The organism is Serratia sp. NA_13, assembly GCF_052691735.1.
Window position 1 is genome coordinate 589,834 of record NZ_JBQZFV010000002.1, and the last position, 15,767, is coordinate 605,600.

The following is a 15,767-nucleotide window of genomic DNA, read 5'->3' on the forward strand; positions in this document are numbered from 1 at the left end:
TATTGATTTTTTATATTTATTGCGTGTTTAATAATTTAAAAACGCAATTTATCACTCTGTTTGCTTGTATTTTATTCAGATGAATCTGTTTTTAAAATTTAAACCCCATCATTGCAGTTATCAATAGAGCGGCGAGAAAACCGGCCATCTCGACCGGCTCGCCGGTCACTGCAACAGGGTGTAATGCATTTTAACCACCGCTTTTTTGATCAGCATCGGTGCACTCAACTGGCATCCGACCTGATGTGGTTCATGAGGGAAAAATATGGCATACATGCCGGGGAACATCGTCAGCGTCTGGCGATGACGGATGATGTCCAACAGTTGCAGATCGCGGACCTCGTCATAGGGCAATTCGCTTTGCCAGTCACCCAGCATGCCGTAATCAATACGTTCTTCGCCGCTGATCAACAGATGTATTTCGGCATATTCCTGATGCAGCTTTGCGCGCCGGGTTTCCGTCGGTCCGGTGGTTAGCATCATCACGTCCATAAAAATCTTTTCACCGTCAATCTCATGCCGCCCCAGTGCCAGCTCGGGCAGATCGTATTGACGAAGGGCGGTGAGGGTTTCATTCAGTATCGGTGACAGCCCACGGCCGTAGCGTGGGTTAAACAGAGTGTTATAGATCACTTTAATTCTCCATGTGTTGAACCCTGCCGGGTTCGGTTCCATAAAACGTGGGGGATATTGCGCGGAAAAGTATGCCTGTTTGCCAGTGTGAAAACAGTTAACCCGCTTGCATTCCGCTTTTGGCAAATGCAGGCGAAGCCGATCTTCAGGACAGTTTTTCGATTTGTGGTTTTGGCCTGATGGTCAGAGTGGCGCCCATGGAGGCTGCGATGATCGCTGCCAGTGCCAGCCATTGCACCGTTGTCAGATGTTCATTAAGGAACAACATGCCGGACAGCGCCGCCAGTGCCGGCTCCAGGCTCATCAGGGTGCCGAAGGTACGCGCCGGAATTTTCGGCAGTGCGATAATTTCCAGGGAATAGGGTAGCGCCGTAGACAAAATGGCTACTGCCAGTGCAATGGGCAGGATGTCGATGTTCAGCAGCGCGCTGCCGGTTTGCCAGGCACCAATCGGGCAGAACACCACGGCGGCGATCAGCGAACCGACCGCTACGGTGCCGGGGCCGTGGTCACCACCTGCTTTTTGCCCGCAGATAATATAGACCGCCCAGCAGGCACCGGCACCCAACGCACAGGCCGCACCCACGGGATCGATACTGCCCATGTCATGACCCAGTGGCAACAGGAACCATAATCCGGCAATCGCCAATGCGACCCATAGAAAGTCAATCGGGCGGCGTGACGAGAACATGGCGACCGCCAGTGGCCCGGTGAATTCCAGGGCGACGGCGATGCCCAGCGGCAGGGTGCGCAAAGAAAGATAGAACAGGTAATTCATCGCGCCCAGCGTCAGGCCGTAGATAAATAGTGGCAGACGGCTGCCGGCGGCGAAACGCATGCGCCATGGGCGGAAGATAATAAACAGGATCAGCGTGCCGATACTCAGGCGCAGCGTGGTGATGCCTTCAGCGCCGACCAGCGGGAACAGGCTTTTGGCCAGTGAGGCGCCGGTTTGAATCGACACCATGGCAATAATTAGCAAACAGACAGGCACCAGCGTGGAAGACGCTTTAGCGGTTGCAGACGAGGACATCCTTAAGAGCCTTTTATGGGGTTCCCACTACCTGGGAAGACCGTCGAAATTCGGATGATGGCAGTGTAAATGAAATGAGGTAAATGTGTCTGAGAAAAGCGTTCGCAACGGAGAAAAACGTCAGATTTAGCATGGCCGGCTGGGTTTTATGTTCAAAAAGTGCGCTTTTTTTTAAGAATCATCTGGATTTTAAATAGGTGATTATTGTCACAGAAACGCGTAGAATACGGTTCGAAAATAGAGCGAAAAGAAGAAGATACACTGTTCTTGAAATCTAATGTTACACGATATAAAGCATTAGACACTCATTTTAAGGCAGAGTTTCACGCTAATTTTTGTTATATTTTCAATGCATGAACAAATGGATTTACTTAAAAATATAACGCGTTTGAGGTGGTTATGAAAAAAATTGCATGTCTTTCCGCAGTAGCAGCCTGTGTATTAGCAGTAACCGCAGGTACCGCATTCGCTGGCCAGAGCACCGTATCCGCAGGCTATGCGCAGGGTGATCTCCAAGGCGTTGCCAACAAAGCCGACGGTTTCAACCTGAAGTACCGTTACGAGTTCGACAACAACCCACTGGGTGTGATCGGTTCCTTTACCCACGTGGAAAAGAACGCTTCTGAGAACGGTTACTACGGTAAATCTCAGTACAACTCTATCACTGCCGGTCCAGCTTACCGCTTCAACGACTGGGCAAGCATCTACGGTGTGATCGGTGTTGGCTACGGCAAAAACATCGACAATGCTCAGAACGGTACCGACCGTAACGGCAACAGCGACTACGGCTTCACCTACGGTGCTGGCCTGCAGTTCAACCCAATCCAGGACGTAGCTCTGGATGTGGGTTACGAGCAGAGCCGTATCCGCAGCGTTGACGTTGGCATCTGGAGCGTTGGCGTAGGCTACCGTTTCTAAGATTTCTCCACGCCTACGGGTGTGAGCGTGTGGCGCAGTTGGCCGCATCAGATAAAAATCCGCCCTCGGGCGGATTTTTTTTGCCTGTCATTCGGCGCGGGTGACTACTTGCCCAGTTTTTGCACCGGCTCTGACGAAAAGCGTGCGCTGCGGGCATCCCGCTCGTAGCCCTGTGGCTGGGTAAGAATACCGTACAGCGCGGGCCGACGGCCGTGGATCCAGCGGCGCCCGGTACTGAGCGGGATCAGCGACAGATTCAGTTCGGCTGTGACCATCCGATTCTCCGCCGCCCAGGTTTCCGCCAAAATACGGCCATAGGGGTCGAGGATCATCGCATTGCCGGTGCGAACTTCGTCGTCATCGCAGCCCACACCATTGCTGAACAGAACAAACAGGCCATTGTCATGAGCGCGAGCCGGTAACCAGCGCAGTAGCCAGCCGCGACCATGCTCGCCCCGAAACACTGCTTCTATCGCCGCCGGATTTGTCTGCCGTTGTTGCCAGACTTCCAACGGGATTGGCTTCATACCGTGCGGGCTGCGGGAATGGGTGCCGCCCGTTTGATGTGGGGCCAGCAGGACTTCTGCCCCCAGCAAAGCGGTCGCCCGCACGTTCTCCACCAGGTTATTGTCCCAGCAGATCAATACTCCCATCCTGACTCCCCATGGAGTGTCGAATACGGTAAAACTGTCGCCGCTGGCTATCGCCGGGTGTTCAAAAGCGTGGAGTTTTCGGTGGACGTGAAGCTTGCCATCGGGCAGGCAAACCGCGTAGGCATTGTAATATTTACCGTCTTCGCCCTGTTCGATAAGCCCGACACCGATCGCCATGTTATAGCGCTCCGCCAACGGACGAATACGCGCCAGCGAAGGGCTGGTGGCAATCGGCTCCGCCAATGCGCCAATTTCGCCGGCGCTGAGGTGTCGCACGTGCCAATAGCCGGTAATGCACATTTCCGGGAAGGTCAGCACCTGGATTTTTTCGGCGGCGGCGCGAGCGATAAAGCCCTCGATCACCGACAGGTTGTAATTTTTATCGTTGGCGCGATGCTGGAATTGCACCGTCGCGGCGCGCAGAGAGTTTGTCATGGGATTACCTTTGGTCGTTGTCTGGCGTTGATTACAGCAAAGCTATTGATTACTGTATAATCAATTAAATTCTTTATTTGATAACCAAACGGAATGGATATTCGACAACTGCGCGCCTTTGTGGTGCTGGCCGAACAGGGTAATTATCGCCTGGCGGCAGAACGGCTGTGTATTACCCAGCCGGCGCTGAGCAAACAGATCCAGGCACTGGAAGCGCTGCTGGGTTCCCGGTTATTTAACCGTGGCCGCCAGGGGGCGCAGCCCACCGCCAGCGGACAGCGACTCTATCCCGAGGCGCAGGCACTGGTCGGTCAGCATGTGCAGTTTCAACAGCGTGCTTTGAAGATCGTGCAAGGTGAAGCGGGGCGATTGGCTATCGGGTTCGGGCTGTCCAGTTTTCACCTGGCTCCGCAATTGGTTGCCGCCTTCCGCCAGCGTTTTCCTGAGGTTGCCGTGGGGCTGGAGGATTTGCCTTCAGAGCGGCAGTATCAAATGTTGTTGCAAGGAGAGTTGCAGGTGGGATTCGTGCGCCTGCCGGTCAGCACGCCGTTGCGAGCTACCGTACTGCTGAGCGATCGGTTGGTGCTGGCGGCACCCGCTGCGTTGGCGCTGAAGGCGGAAACGATCATCAGGCAATTCAACACCCTGCCGCTGTTGCAACTGACGCCAAAACGCGGACGCGGTCTGAGCGAACAGTCGCTGCGTTTTATTGCTGCCCATCAACTGACGCCCAATGTGGTGCAGCAGGCGGGGGACATCCAGACGCTGTTGGCGCTGGTTGCCGCCGGTATTGGCGTTGCCCTGTTGCCGCACAGCGTCAGCCATATTATTCCGGTGGGCATCGATATTCTGCCGCTGAGCGGTGAACAGACTGAGTGGCAGGTCGGCATTGCCTGGAACCCGCAGCAGCCTGATGCGCTGCGGGATAATTTTATTCAGGTTGCTCAGGCCACGGCAACGGCGAGTTTATAGCGGGCAGTGCATCACCAGTATCGGGTTCTGATGGTACTCGCTGCGGTGGCTTTCACTAAAACCGACTTTTTTCGCCAGGGCCACGGAAGCTTGATTATCCGGCGAAATAATACAGACCGCCTTATCGCCTGGTAAATGGTCTTTCCCCCAGGCCAGGGCCGCCCGCAATGCTTCGGTGGCATAGCCTTTGCCCTGCGCCGATGTCACTAGCGTCCAGCCCATTTCCGGGGCGTCGAGCGCCGGGGTGATATGCCGCTGGAAGTCAGAAAAGCCGATGCCGCCGAGGTAATCGCCGCTGACTTTATCGCGCACCGCCCAGTAGCCATAACCTAATAGCGCCCAGTGACCGACGTAACGCATTAGCCGACCCCAGGAGTCTTCCCGATCTCTAGGCGTGCCGCCGATATAACGTACCACTTGAGGATCGGCCCACATGGCAGCCAAGGCGTCAAAATCGTCCAGCGTATGGGCATCCAGGCGTAAACGTTCGGTAAGCAACTGCGGTGCGGCGGTAATAAGGGGCATTATTTTTTCCTGCACAGAACCAAAGGCGGTCTGTGCAGTATGCCAGAGAAATTACACCGCCAGCCACAGCAACCAGGTGAACAGGAAACCGCTCAGGCCGAGGATAGTGGTCAGCACCGTCCAGGTTTTCAACCCATCAGCTACTGAAAGACCGAGATATTTGGTGACGATCCAGAAGCCGGAATCATTCACGTGCGATAGCCCCAGCCCGCCGAAGCAGGTGGCGAGGGTGACCAGCACCAACTGTAAATGGTTCAGTCCGCTGACCGCTTCCGACAGTAACCCTCCGGTCGTCAGGATCGCTACGGTGGCGGACCCCTGTGAGGCACGCAGAGCCAGCGAGATAATAAATGCCGCCGGGATCAACGGCAGGCCAATGGTGGTCAGAACCTCCGCCAATGCCTTACCCACGCCAGACTCCACCAGCACTTTGCCGAACACGCCACCGGCACCGGTCACCAGAATCACCACCGCAGCAGTGGGCAGCGCACCGCCCATGACGTCGCTGGTGTGTTGCAGGCTCCAGCCACGGCGAATGGCCAGGAAATAGAACGCCAACAGCAGAGCGATCATCAGCGCTACCGCAGGGGAACCTATCAACGATAAAGTGTCACGCAGTACCGAGCCTGGCTCAAGCAGGGTGGCGGAAACGGTACCCAGCATGATGATCGCGATAGGGATGACGATCAGCGCGGCCACCAGTCCGGCACCCGGCGGGTTGATGCGATCGCTTAACGGCGCTTTGCCTGTCGGGGCGGGCTCGGGGGCCGCCAACTGCAACTGTTCCAGCACTTCAACCGATAACGGGTAGGGCTTACGGTTCAGCCATTTGGCCGCGAAGTAGCCGATAACACCGACCGGAATGCAGATAGCCAGGCCGATAATGGTCAGCCAGCCGATATCGGCACTGAGTAACCCGGCAGCAGCCACCGGGCCAGGGTGTGGCGGCAGCGCGACGTGCACCGTCAGCATCACGCCGGCCATCGGCAGGCCGAATTTCAGCGGGGAAACTTTGGCCACTTTGGCAAAGCCGTAGATGATCGGTGCCAGAATGATAAAGCCGACGTCGAAGAACACCGGAATACCGAGAATAAACGCGGCGATGGTTAGCGCGGCGATGGTACGTTTTGGCCCTAAAGCCTGACTAAAACGCTGGGCCAGCGACTCGGCCCCGCCGGAATGCTCGATCATCCTGCCGAGCATCGCGCCCAGACCGATAATAATGGTTACCGAGCCCAGCACGCCGCCCATTCCGGCGGTCATCACTTTCATCACCTCGCCGGTCGGAATACCGCTGGCCAGCGCCACCAGCAGGCTAACCACCAGCAGGGCGACAAATGGCTGGATCTTGGCCTTGATCACCATCAGCAGAAGCAGTACTACGCCTAATGCGGCAATTATCAAAAGCAGGGAAGTCGACATGGGATAGCCTTTAATCGGGTAAGAGTCAGGCACCGCGATCGCCAGCTGGCGATACGGGTGCGTTTAATTTTTATAGGGTTGCTGTGCAGGTACGGAGGAGCGGCCTGTTACCGATAAGTCCTTATCCAACCCAGTCCGGCTCGGGTATCGCCACGCGGTTTGTACTCGCAGCCAATCCAGCCGGTATAACCGAGGCGGTCCAGTTGGGCGAACAGCCACGAATAATTCAGTTCGCCGTCGTCCGGTTCATGGCGTTCTGGTACTGAAGCTATCTGAATATGGGCATAGCGCCCGGCCAGTGCGGCCATCAGACCGCTGATATTGCCGTCGACCAACTGTGCATGGAAAAAATCGAACTGGATAAACACATTTGGGCGATCGACGGCTTCGACCAGTTTTGCTGCCTGATGCTGGCTGGAGAACAGATAGTTGGGTTTTACCTGCGGGCTGAGCGCTTCGATCAGTACCTTGATGCCGTGTTGGGCGAAGCTGTCGGCGGCGTAGCGGATATTGTCGATAAAGGTCTCGCGGTAGCGTTGCCAATCTTCTCCGGGTGGAACCACACCGGCCATGACGTGTACGCTGGGGCAGTTCAGCGCGATGGCGTAGGCCAGAGCTCTGTCGATATCGGCACGCGCGGCCTGTTCGCGGCCAGGTACCGCCGCCAGGCCCCATTCCCCGGCATCGGCATTACCGGGGGCGGTATTAAACAGCACCTGCTGCAGGCCGTGGCGGCGAAGCTTTTCCGCCAGCAACTCGGCCGGATAGTCATAGGGGAACAGGAACTCCACTGCGGTGAACCCTTCGGTAGCCGCGGCTTCGAACCGCTCCAGGAACGGCAGTTCGGTAAACATCATCGATAAATTGGCAGCAAATTTAGGCATGATTCAGCTCCGTAGCTCGGCAATCTCATCATCGGTCAAATAACGAATCGGGCGTTCGCCGAGGGTGAAAATCAGCTTCGCCGCATCCTCCATCTCTTCGGTGTTGTCCGCCGCCGCACGCAGACTCTTACCTGTGACCACAGGTCCGTGATTGGCCAGCAAAAAAGCACGGTGTGTCGGTGCCAGCCTGGCCAGATCCTCCGCCAGTCGCAAGTCACCGGGGCGATAGTAAGGCACCACCGGCACCTTGCCGACCCGCATCACCACATAAGGGGTGAAGGGTTTGATGGCATTCTCCACGTCTAACCCCTGCAGGCAGGACAGGGCGGTGAGATAGGTACAGTGCAGGTGCACCACCGCTTTGCATTCCGGGTTGTTCAGATACAGCGCGCGGTGGAAACTGATCTCTTTTGAGGGTTTATCCCCGGACAACCATTCGCCGCTCAGGCTGACTTTCGACAACCGATCGGCCTGCAGTTCACCCAGACAGGATCCGGTGGGGGTGGCCAGTAGCATGCCATCCGTCAATAACAGCGAAAGATTACCGGCAGACCCGGTGGCGTAGCCACGCTGAAAGAACGAGGCCCCCAAACGCACCATTTCTTCACGCGCCTGCTGTTCAGTGGTCAGTGTCATAGAGGGAACTCCGTTTGCGCCCGGGCGAAAAAGTTCTCGTCGCCAAAATTGCCCGATTTCAGGGCCAGTGAAATAGACTTATCGATGGCACGCACCCAGGGCACGCCGGGAGAAATGCAGGGGCCAATGTGGAAGCCGCGAATACCCAGAGCCTGTGTGACCACGCCGGAGGTTTCGCCACCGGCGACGATAAAGCGGCTGAACCCCCGCTGCTGGAGCTGTTTGACCACCCCGGCGAACAGAGACTCTACCGCCTGGCTGGCGGCGGCCATACCATACTGCTGTTGCACCTGCTGCAGTTTTTCCGGCTCTGCGGTGGCGTACAGCAGCGGGGCCAGCGGGGCACTTGCCTGCTGTTGCACCCAGTCGGCCAGTTCAGTGATATAGGCCGTGCGCTCGGCGTCGTCCAGGCAACGCACCACGTCGACCGCCATAGCGGCGGCCTGTTGACGATAACGTGCCACTTGTTGATTAGTCATAGTGGAACAGGAACCGGACAAAACCACGGCTTTTACTCCTTGCGGCGCTCCAGCGGCCTGTGGGCTGCCTTGCCCCGGCTGCGCCCATTGGCGTGCCAGACCCATCGCCAGGCCGGAGCCACCGGTCACCAGCTTCATCTCTTTCAGCGCCGCACCCTGGGTCAGCAAATGCTGTTCATTCAGCGTATCGAGCACGGCATAACGCATGCCCTGATGTGCCAATTGCCGCAGTTTTTCAGTCACCGCCCCGGCGCCGCGATCCATTTCTGTGGCGTTCACCAGCCCACAGCGTCCCTGAGCCTGTGTTTCCATCAGCCGTAGCAGGTTACTGTCGGTCATTGGCGTTACCGGGTGGTGGCGCATGCCGGATTCTGCCAACAACTGATCCGACACGAACAGATAGCCCTGATATACAGTGCGGCCATTCACCGGCAACGCGGGTGAAATCACCGTCTGGCTTTCGCCCAGCGCATCAAGCAGGGCGTCGGTCACCGGGCCGATATTGCCCCGCGCGGTGCTGTCGAAGGTCGAACAATATTTGAAGTAAAATTGCTGGCAACCCTGGCGTTGTAGCCAGGCCAGTGCCTGCAACGACTGCTCAATGGCCTGCGCCACCGGGCAGGAGCGTGACTTCAGACTGATAACCACCGCCTGCGCTTCGATCGGCAGGTCATCCTGTGGCACGCCGTTCAACTGCACCGTCGGCAGGCCGTTTTCTACCAGAAAGCTGGCAATATCGGTGGCTCCGGTAAAATCATCTGCAATGACGCCGAGCAGCATTATGCGTTCTCCTTCTTTTGCGGCAGGTCGATACCGGCGAAGATCTTGATCACCGCACTGTCGTCCTCTTTGCCGAAACCGGCATTGCTGGCGGCGGTGAACATATTGAAGGCGGTGGAGGCCAGCGGCAGCGGGAAATGCAGCGCTTTGGCGGTGTCCGCCACCAACCCCAGATCCTTCACGAAGATATCAACCGCCGATTTAGGCGTATAGTCACCGTCGACCACGTGGCTCATGCGGTTTTCGAACATCCATGAGTTACCGGCGGCGTGGGTGACCACGTCGTACATAACGTCCAGCGGGATGCCGGTGCGGGCGGCCAGCGCCATGGCCTCGGCCCCGGCGGCGATATGTACCCCGGCCAGCAGTTGGTGGATGATTTTCACCGTAGCTCCCAGACCAATCTCTTCGCCAATGCGGTAGACCTTACCGGCAATAGCGTCCAGCACCGGTTGCAACTGCCGGAAAGTGGATGCGGCACCGGAGGCCATCACCGTCATCTGGCCTTCGGCAGCTTTGGCTGCACCACCGGAAACCGGGGCGTCCAACATGTTAAGGCCTAGGGCCAGCAACTGCTGTTCGATCTGTTTGGCATCGGCCGCAGAAATGGTGGAAGACACCATCACCGGCGTATTCGGTTTCAGCTTCGCGGCCAGGCCGTTATCGCCAAACAGGATCTGTTTCACTTGGGCAGCGTTGACCACCAGTAGCAGCAAGGCATCCAGCTCGGCTGCAAAGTCATCCGCGCAGGTGGCAGCCTGTTTTGCTCCGGCCTGTTGCAAGGTGGTCAGCGCCTGCGGGTTAAGGTCGACGCCGTAGGTTGTCAGCCCCGCATTAATGCACGACTTTGCCGCTCCCATGCCCATCGAACCTAATCCTACGATGCAAACTGCAAAATCCGCTGGCTGTGTCATACTGCACCTCATGTTAACTTTAGTTATAATTTGTTTTGTTGTGTTAAATATAAGCGCTTTGTGGTGTGTCATCAGCGATCTTTGTCACAATTATTAACAGTGAATGGATGAGGCTCACATCAGCCAATAATATGAATTCTTTTCTATCTGTTTGTTTTAAAATATTAAAATTAAATCACAGATAACATGTGCAACTTCACGGCCTGAAAACAGCAGGCTTTCGCCGAGCGAAAATTGACGTAAAATCACAATTATTATCACTGCGGTAAAGAGAGGGAACCGTGATACCTGTAGAACGCCATCAACAAATCTTAGCGCTGGTATCAGAACGCGGAGTGGTCAGCATTGCAGAATTGACCGAGCGGCTGGGGGTGTCGCACATGACCATTCGCCGCGATCTGCAAAAGCTCGAGGAGCAGGGCGCGGTACTGGCGGTGTCGGGTGGCGTGCAGTCGGCAGAACGGGTGGCGATTGAGCCTTCGCATCAGGACAAGGAAGGGATGTACAGCCAGCAGAAAGCGGCCATCGGGCAGTTGGCTGCCCGGCAGATACCCGCTGACAGCTGTATCTATCTGGATGCGGGTACCACGACGCTGGCGCTGGCCAGGCACATTAGCGATCGCGATGACCTGACGGTGGTCACCAATGATTTCGTGATTGCGGGTTACCTGATTGAGCACAGCCAGTGCAAAATCATTCACACTGGCGGTACCGTCTGCCGTGAAAATCGCTCCTGCGTGGGGGAAGCGGCAGCACAGGCATTGCGCGGGCTGTTTATCGATCTGGCGTTTATTTCCGCTTCGTCATGGGGGATGCGCGGGTTGTCGACGCCGAACGAAGACAAGGTGGTGGTCAAGAAAGTCATTGTGGATGTCAGCCGCCGCTGCATTCTGCTCAGCGATACTTCTAAATACGGTAAAATCGCCACTTATCTGGCGCTGCCGATAACGGTATTTGATGCGATTATTACCGATGACAACCTGCCCGCCGCCGCGCGCGAGGCGATCCTGCAGGCGAATATTACGCTGATGACGGCCGGAGAGTGAGTGGCTAAAAGTGTTACTCATTATTATGTGATAGGGCGCAGCCTGCAGCGCCCCTACCATGAAGCTATTGGCCAACTGCCGAGGATTATGGCATTTCTTCTGAGCGGTCGCGGTGGATCATCGAGCCAGCCATCAGCGGGGATCCTGCGCAGTGTTGCGCAGAAAACTAAATACCGCTGAACCAGTTATAGCCCTGATCTTCCCAGTAGCCGCCGGGGTTGGTATCGCTGACAAAAATAGCGGCGATATGTTTGGCGTTCTTGAACCCCAGCTTGGTGGGTACCCGCAGCCTTAGCGGGTAACCGTAATCTGCCGGCAGCGCTTTGCCACCGAAGTCCAGCGCCAGAATGGTCTGCGGATGCAGCGCGGTGGTCATGTCGATGCTGGAGTAATAACGGTCCGCGCATTTGAAGCCAACATAGCGCGCGTTCAGATCCGCCCCGACGTGCTGCAGGAAGTTACGCAGCGGCACGCCGCCCCATTGGCCGATGGCGCTCCAGCCTTCGATACAGATCAAGCGGGTTATCTGGCTTTGCTGCGGTAGGTGCTGCAGCTGTTCCAGCGTCCAGGACGCTTTTTTCTCTATCTTGCCGGAGACTTCTAGCCGATAGCCGGCGAGATCCAATTCCGGCACGTTGTACGCGGGGTAAAACGCATTGAACGGGAAGGGATCGGTAATCTGATCCGGACGATAGGTCTGTGCCAGCTTTTGACCGTTGAACAGCCAGGCTTGTACCCGATCGTTCCAGCGTGACATTGCCCACAATACTTTATCGACCTGATCACCGTCCTGCAGGTTGCAGCCGGTCAGCAGAGCGACACCGCCCAATGTCAGACCGGAACGCAGCATCAGGCGGCGCTGCAGATTCACCAATTGTTTCTTTTGCGCCGGCTCAAGTGTGAGTGCCACAGGGCGCTGTTTTTTATCACTCATGCTTGCCACCTGTAATCATTGCCCATAGCGTGCGCGGCACGATCATCACCATCAACAGGTGGATCACCACAAATAAACCAATGCCGGACATAGCGAAAAAGTGCACGTAACGCGCGGTGTCAAAACCACCGAACAGGCTTACCAGCCCTTGTAACTGCACAGGTTTCCAGATTGCCAGCCCGGAGAGCACCAGCAACAGCCCGAGAACCAGCACGCCGAGGTACATTAGCTTTTGAATGGCGTTATAACGGCCGTGCTGATGCTTTAGCCGCAGCGTTAACGCCTGCCAGATATCGCGCCGTAACATACCGGCGGTGAGCGGCAGCAGATCCCGCCGGAAATGGCCGCTGAACAGGCTCCACAGGAAATAGCACAGCGCGTTGCCTGCCAGCAGCCACATGACCGCCAGATGCCAACCAATCGCGCCCCCCAGCCAACCACCGAGCGTAACCTGCGGCGGGAAGAGAAAGCCGAACAGCGGTGAGGCGTTGTAGATTTCCCAGCCGCTCATGAACATGCAGACCATGGCAAACAGATTAATCCAATGGGTAAGGCGTACCGGCCAGCGGTGCACCGGTCGCGGCGCGTTGGTTTTCATCATTGGCTCCCGAGTTACATCGGCGGAACGGTGCCGTCTTTGCCGGCAGAAATGCGGGTGGCGACGCGTTCACCCTTATCGTCAGTGGCGGAGAACAACACGATGTGCGCGCCGGGTTTCAGCAGGCTGCGATCGCCGGGATCAAGCGTCACGATTGGCACATCTTCCGGCACGTTAACGGTTTTCTGCTGGTTGCCGTAGGTTACGGTCAGAGTGCTGCCGTTGGATTTAACCAGTTTACCGACGGTGCCGTTGGTCATGGTATCCACCTTGCCGTCGGCAGATTCCCAGGCCGAATGGCCCTCACCGGTGCCGCGCAGGCTGGCGGCGAAGACGTGGACTTCCAGCGCTTTCAGGCTGCCGTCCGCTTGGGGTACTGCGGCGGTGCCGATAAAGCTGTCCGGTTTAATGTCATCCAGCGTACCTTTTGAAACGCTCAACACCTTTGTCTGGTCGTTGAGTTTGACATTGACCTTCTCCCCTTTACGGTCGGTAACCTGCAGGCTGCTGTCGGTCACTTGATCAATAGTGCCGCGCAGTGGAGCAATCACTTTCCCTGGTGTTTGAGCCGCAGCGGCGGCTCCGCTGCACAGCATCAGGGTGGACAGCAGTAAACCGGCAAAACGATGACGGGTAATCATAATGTTCTCCTCTGTTTAGGTTGCCGGTTAAGCATGGTTGAACAACAGGGACAGCACCATGTCCGTTTAATGACATTAATGTCATCAAGCATGTCTGCCGAAGCTGCTAATATTTCGGCTGGCGTAATGAGGTGGCGACAATGCGGATATTGGTAGTTGAAGACGACATCAGCACGGGTGATTACCTGAAGAAAGGGCTGAGTGAGGCCGGGTATAGCGTCGATTTGGCGCGTAACGGCACCGACGGCCTGTTTCGGGCGCTTGAGGATGCTTACGACGCCATTGTGCTCGACGTGATGCTGCCAGGGCTGGATGGCTGGCAGATCATTGAGGTACTGCGCAAGAAAAGCGACGTGCCGATTCTGTTTCTGACCGCCCGCGACGGGGTGCAGGATCGTATTCATGGCCTGGAGCTGGGGGCCGATGATTATCTGATCAAACCTTTTTCCTTCACTGAACTGGTGTTGCGATTGCGCACGCTATTGCGGCGCGGCACGGTACGTGAGGCCGACCACTATGCGATTGCCGATCTGCAGCTTGACGTCCTGCGCCGCAAAGCGGTACGGCAGGAACAGGTGATCCCGCTGACCAACAAAGAGTTCATGTTGCTGCATCTGTTGGTGCGCCGCGAAGGAGAGGTGTTGTCACGCACCATGATCGCCTCGCAGGTCTGGGATATGAACTTTGACAGCGATACCAACGTGGTGGATGTGGCGATCAAGCGGCTACGCGCCAAGATTGATCGGCCATTTGACGTCAAGTTGATCCACAGCGTGCGCGGCATCGGCTACGTTTGCGAGCCGCGCTCATGAAGGCTTTGGCACAATGTTGGCGGGCGCTGTCGTTGACGCTGCGCAGTGCGATGCTGTTTGCGCTGGTGGCGGCACTGGTGGTTAGTAGCGCAGGATGGTACCTGTATAGCGCGATGCGCGAGGAGATGACTATCCGCAGCGATTTACAGGTCACCGGACGGGTGGAGTATTTTCGCCACTTACTGAGCCGGCGCTTTCCTCTCGAGCGGCTGACGGCGAATACCGGCCTGTTCGAAAATATGCTGGGTAACGAACAGGACGTACTGATTTTTCAGCTAGCGGGGCAAAAACCGTTAATCAACGTTAACCCGGCCAGGTTGAGTTTGCCGGCGATAGTCCCGACGCCGGTTGGCACGCCGCAGCGCTTGAGTGCTGTGCAGGGGGGGCAAACGCCACAGGGCGTGCCACTGCGGGCCGTATCGGCGTTGGTCAAACTGGAGGACGGCCGCCTACTGCAAATCTCGGCCGCACATGTGTTGGTCAATGAACAGAAGATGCTGGCTCGTTATCTTTGGCGAATTGTGGCCGCGGTGGCGATGGCGTTTGTGCTGATTGCATTGCTGGGGTATTGGGTGATGCGTTGTGGGTTGCAGCCGTTATGGCGTATGGCGGCGCAGGCGGCGGTGATCACACCGAATACACTGTCGACTCGCCTGAGCGAGCAGGGAGCGCCGAAGGAATTGCAGCAACTGACTCGTTCGTTTAATGCCATGCTCGATCGCCTGAACGAAGGCTATCAACGGTTGACGCAGTTTTCCGCCGATCTGGCGCACGAGATCCGCACTCCGGTGGGCGCGCTAATGGGGCAATGTCAGGTGGCGCTGTATCAGTCACGCAGCGTGGAAGAGTATGAAACCCTGTTGTCGAACAACATGGATGAACTGGAACGTATTTCACGCATGGTAGAAAATATTCTGTTCCTTGCGCGTGCCGGCGAGGGGCAGGCGGTGCTGAACGTCAGTCGCCTTGATATGGCGCATGAGCTGCAACGGGTGGCGGATTATTTTGAAGGCCTGGCGGAAGAACGCGGCATTACGCTGGTTTGTCAGGGCGAAGGGCAATTGCTGGCGGATGCCATGCTGTTCCAGCGTGCACTGAGCAATCTGGTGGCCAATGCGGTGCGTTATGCCGATGAGAACAGCCAGATATTGCTGCAAACCCTCAATCAGCAGACTGGCGAAGTGGTTGTACAGGTGGTTAATCAGGGGCCGGCTATTGCCCCGGCCCATCTTGATAAGTTGTTCGACCGTTTCTACCGCGCCGATGCTGCCCGCAGTGCCGGCAGCCATGCCAGCGGTCTGGGGTTGGCGATCGTCCGCGCAATCATGACGCTGCACGGCGGTAAGGCCCGCGCAGAATGTGCGCATGAGGATAAGGCGGCTCGAATAACCTTTAGCCTGATATTTCCCGCTTCCGATTAATTCAATGTGGTTTGCGCAATGACCTGCAATC

General features: G+C 56.7%; 17 protein-coding genes. 5 read left to right on the forward strand and 12 right to left on the reverse strand.

Going from position 1 to position 15,767, the window contains the following annotated elements; all coding sequences use genetic code 11:
* Positions 1–165 precede the first annotated feature (165 nt).
* On the reverse strand, positions 166–633 hold the full coding sequence (gene nanQ, locus ACUTSU_RS06415; protein WP_445650006.1) for an N-acetylneuraminate anomerase: 468 nt from the start codon (positions 631–633) through the stop codon (positions 166–168).
* A 145-nt stretch (positions 634–778) separates the two neighbouring features.
* Positions 779–1,666 carry a threonine/homoserine exporter RhtA gene (rhtA, locus tag ACUTSU_RS06420; protein ID WP_445650007.1) on the reverse strand — a complete coding sequence of 296 codons (888 nt, stop codon included), beginning with the start codon at positions 1,664–1,666 and terminating at the stop codon, positions 779–781.
* Positions 1,667–2,065: 399 nt separating this feature from the next.
* Between rhtA and ompX the strand changes: the two genes are divergently transcribed.
* Positions 2,066–2,584, forward strand: a complete 519-nt coding sequence (gene ompX / locus ACUTSU_RS06425; RefSeq protein WP_445650008.1) for an outer membrane protein OmpX — start codon at positions 2,066–2,068, stop codon at positions 2,582–2,584.
* Positions 2,585–2,688: 104 nt separating this feature from the next.
* Here the strand turns inward: ompX and ACUTSU_RS06430 are convergent, their stop codons facing one another.
* Entirely contained in the window at positions 2,689–3,672 is a 984-nt protein-coding gene (locus ACUTSU_RS06430) for a nitrilase family protein (protein WP_445653913.1), read from the reverse strand.
* Between the two features lie 93 nt (positions 3,673–3,765).
* Here ACUTSU_RS06430 and ACUTSU_RS06435 point away from each other — a divergent pair, with 93 nt between their 5' ends.
* Positions 3,766–4,644 (forward strand): LysR family transcriptional regulator, encoded by an 879-nt coding sequence (locus ACUTSU_RS06435; RefSeq protein WP_445653914.1) that lies wholly within the window; start codon positions 3,766–3,768, stop codon positions 4,642–4,644.
* Here the strand turns inward: ACUTSU_RS06435 and ACUTSU_RS06440 are convergent.
* The 6 genes from ACUTSU_RS06440 to ltnD all read right to left on the reverse strand — a co-directional run bounded on the left by ACUTSU_RS06440 (position 4,639) and on the right by ltnD (position 10,284).
* Positions 4,639–5,169: a GNAT family N-acetyltransferase gene (locus ACUTSU_RS06440; protein WP_445650011.1), complete on the reverse strand. Its 531-nt coding sequence runs from the start codon at positions 5,167–5,169 to the stop codon at positions 4,639–4,641. The two genes, ACUTSU_RS06435 and ACUTSU_RS06440, sit on opposite strands and share 6 nt — an antisense overlap.
* Before the next feature lie 51 nt (positions 5,170–5,220).
* Positions 5,221–6,591 (reverse strand): GntP family transporter, encoded by a 1,371-nt coding sequence (locus tag ACUTSU_RS06445; RefSeq protein ID WP_445653915.1) that lies wholly within the window; start codon positions 6,589–6,591, stop codon positions 5,221–5,223.
* Positions 6,592–6,698: 107 nt separating this feature from the next.
* Complete coding sequence (locus ACUTSU_RS06450) at positions 6,699–7,475, reverse strand: HPr family phosphocarrier protein (RefSeq protein WP_445650013.1); 777 nt, start codon at positions 7,473–7,475, stop codon at positions 6,699–6,701.
* Positions 7,476–7,478: 3 nt separating this feature from the next.
* Positions 7,479–8,111: a 3-oxo-tetronate 4-phosphate decarboxylase gene (gene otnC, locus ACUTSU_RS06455; protein WP_445650014.1), complete on the reverse strand. Its 633-nt coding sequence runs from the start codon at positions 8,109–8,111 to the stop codon at positions 7,479–7,481.
* Complete coding sequence (otnK, locus tag ACUTSU_RS06460; RefSeq protein WP_445653916.1) at positions 8,108–9,370, reverse strand: 3-oxo-tetronate kinase; 1,263 nt, start codon at positions 9,368–9,370, stop codon at positions 8,108–8,110. The genes otnC and otnK overlap by 4 nt, the downstream gene beginning before the upstream one ends.
* On the reverse strand, positions 9,370–10,284 hold the full coding sequence (ltnD, locus tag ACUTSU_RS06465; RefSeq protein ID WP_445653917.1) for an L-threonate dehydrogenase: 915 nt from the start codon (positions 10,282–10,284) through the stop codon (positions 9,370–9,372). Before ltnD ends, otnK begins: the two co-directional genes overlap by 1 nt.
* 281 nt (positions 10,285–10,565) lie before the next feature.
* Here ltnD and ygbI point away from each other — a divergent pair, with 281 nt between their 5' ends.
* The gene (gene ygbI, locus ACUTSU_RS06470; protein WP_445650017.1) at positions 10,566–11,330 is read left to right on the forward strand and encodes a DNA-binding transcriptional repressor YgbI; all 765 of its coding nucleotides are present in this window, start codon (positions 10,566–10,568) and stop codon (positions 11,328–11,330) included.
* A gap of 166 nt (positions 11,331–11,496) precedes the next feature.
* Here the strand turns inward: ygbI and ACUTSU_RS06475 are convergent, their stop codons facing one another.
* The 3 genes from ACUTSU_RS06475 to ACUTSU_RS06485 are packed head-to-tail and all read right to left on the reverse strand — an operon-like array spanning position 11,497 to position 13,503.
* Positions 11,497–12,264, reverse strand: a complete 768-nt coding sequence (locus ACUTSU_RS06475; protein ID WP_445650018.1) for a molybdopterin-dependent oxidoreductase — start codon at positions 12,262–12,264, stop codon at positions 11,497–11,499.
* Positions 12,257–12,862, reverse strand: a complete 606-nt coding sequence (locus ACUTSU_RS06480) for a cytochrome b/b6 domain-containing protein (RefSeq protein WP_445650244.1) — start codon at positions 12,860–12,862, stop codon at positions 12,257–12,259. Before ACUTSU_RS06480 ends, ACUTSU_RS06475 begins: the two co-directional genes overlap by 8 nt.
* A 14-nt stretch (positions 12,863–12,876) precedes the next feature.
* Entirely contained in the window at positions 12,877–13,503 is a 627-nt protein-coding gene (locus tag ACUTSU_RS06485; protein WP_445650019.1) for a hypothetical protein, read from the reverse strand.
* 140 nt (positions 13,504–13,643) lie between these two features.
* On the opposite strand from ACUTSU_RS06485, the gene ACUTSU_RS06490 reads away from it, so the two are divergent.
* Both ACUTSU_RS06490 and ACUTSU_RS06495 read left to right on the forward strand, forming a co-directional pair.
* Positions 13,644–14,315 (forward strand): heavy metal response regulator transcription factor, encoded by a 672-nt coding sequence (locus ACUTSU_RS06490; protein ID WP_445650020.1) that lies wholly within the window; start codon positions 13,644–13,646, stop codon positions 14,313–14,315.
* The gene (locus tag ACUTSU_RS06495) at positions 14,312–15,736 is read left to right on the forward strand and encodes a heavy metal sensor histidine kinase (RefSeq protein ID WP_445650021.1); all 1,425 of its coding nucleotides are present in this window, start codon (positions 14,312–14,314) and stop codon (positions 15,734–15,736) included. The genes ACUTSU_RS06490 and ACUTSU_RS06495 overlap by 4 nt, the downstream gene beginning before the upstream one ends.
* The last annotated feature ends 31 nt before the right edge of the window (positions 15,737–15,767 follow it).

Coding starts and splice junctions, on each gene's coding strand:
- rhtA (WP_445650007.1), bottom strand. CDS start 1,666: ATGTCCTCGTCTGCAACCGCTAAAGCGTCTTCCACGCTGGTGCCTGTC.
- ompX (WP_445650008.1), top strand. CDS start 2,066: ATGAAAAAAATTGCATGTCTTTCCGCAGTAGCAGCCTGTGTATTAGCA.
- ACUTSU_RS06430 (WP_445653913.1), bottom strand. CDS start 3,672: ATGACAAACTCTCTGCGCGCCGCGACGGTGCAATTCCAGCATCGCGCC.
- ACUTSU_RS06435 (WP_445653914.1), top strand. CDS start 3,766: ATGGATATTCGACAACTGCGCGCCTTTGTGGTGCTGGCCGAACAGGGT.
- ACUTSU_RS06440 (WP_445650011.1), bottom strand. CDS start 5,169: ATGCCCCTTATTACCGCCGCACCGCAGTTGCTTACCGAACGTTTACGC.
- ACUTSU_RS06445 (WP_445653915.1), bottom strand. CDS start 6,591: ATGTCGACTTCCCTGCTTTTGATAATTGCCGCATTAGGCGTAGTACTG.
- ACUTSU_RS06450 (WP_445650013.1), bottom strand. CDS start 7,475: ATGCCTAAATTTGCTGCCAATTTATCGATGATGTTTACCGAACTGCCG.
- otnC (WP_445650014.1), bottom strand. CDS start 8,111: ATGACACTGACCACTGAACAGCAGGCGCGTGAAGAAATGGTGCGTTTG.
- otnK (WP_445653916.1), bottom strand. CDS start 9,370: ATGCTGCTCGGCGTCATTGCAGATGATTTTACCGGAGCCACCGATATT.
- ltnD (WP_445653917.1), bottom strand. CDS start 10,284: ATGACACAGCCAGCGGATTTTGCAGTTTGCATCGTAGGATTAGGTTCG.
- ACUTSU_RS06475 (WP_445650018.1), bottom strand. CDS start 12,264: ATGAGTGATAAAAAACAGCGCCCTGTGGCACTCACACTTGAGCCGGCG.
- ACUTSU_RS06480 (WP_445650244.1), bottom strand. CDS start 12,862: ATGAAAACCAACGCGCCGCGACCGGTGCACCGCTGGCCGGTACGCCTT.
- ACUTSU_RS06485 (WP_445650019.1), bottom strand. CDS start 13,503: ATGATTACCCGTCATCGTTTTGCCGGTTTACTGCTGTCCACCCTGATG.
- ACUTSU_RS06490 (WP_445650020.1), top strand. CDS start 13,644: ATGCGGATATTGGTAGTTGAAGACGACATCAGCACGGGTGATTACCTG.
- ACUTSU_RS06495 (WP_445650021.1), top strand. CDS start 14,312: ATGAAGGCTTTGGCACAATGTTGGCGGGCGCTGTCGTTGACGCTGCGC.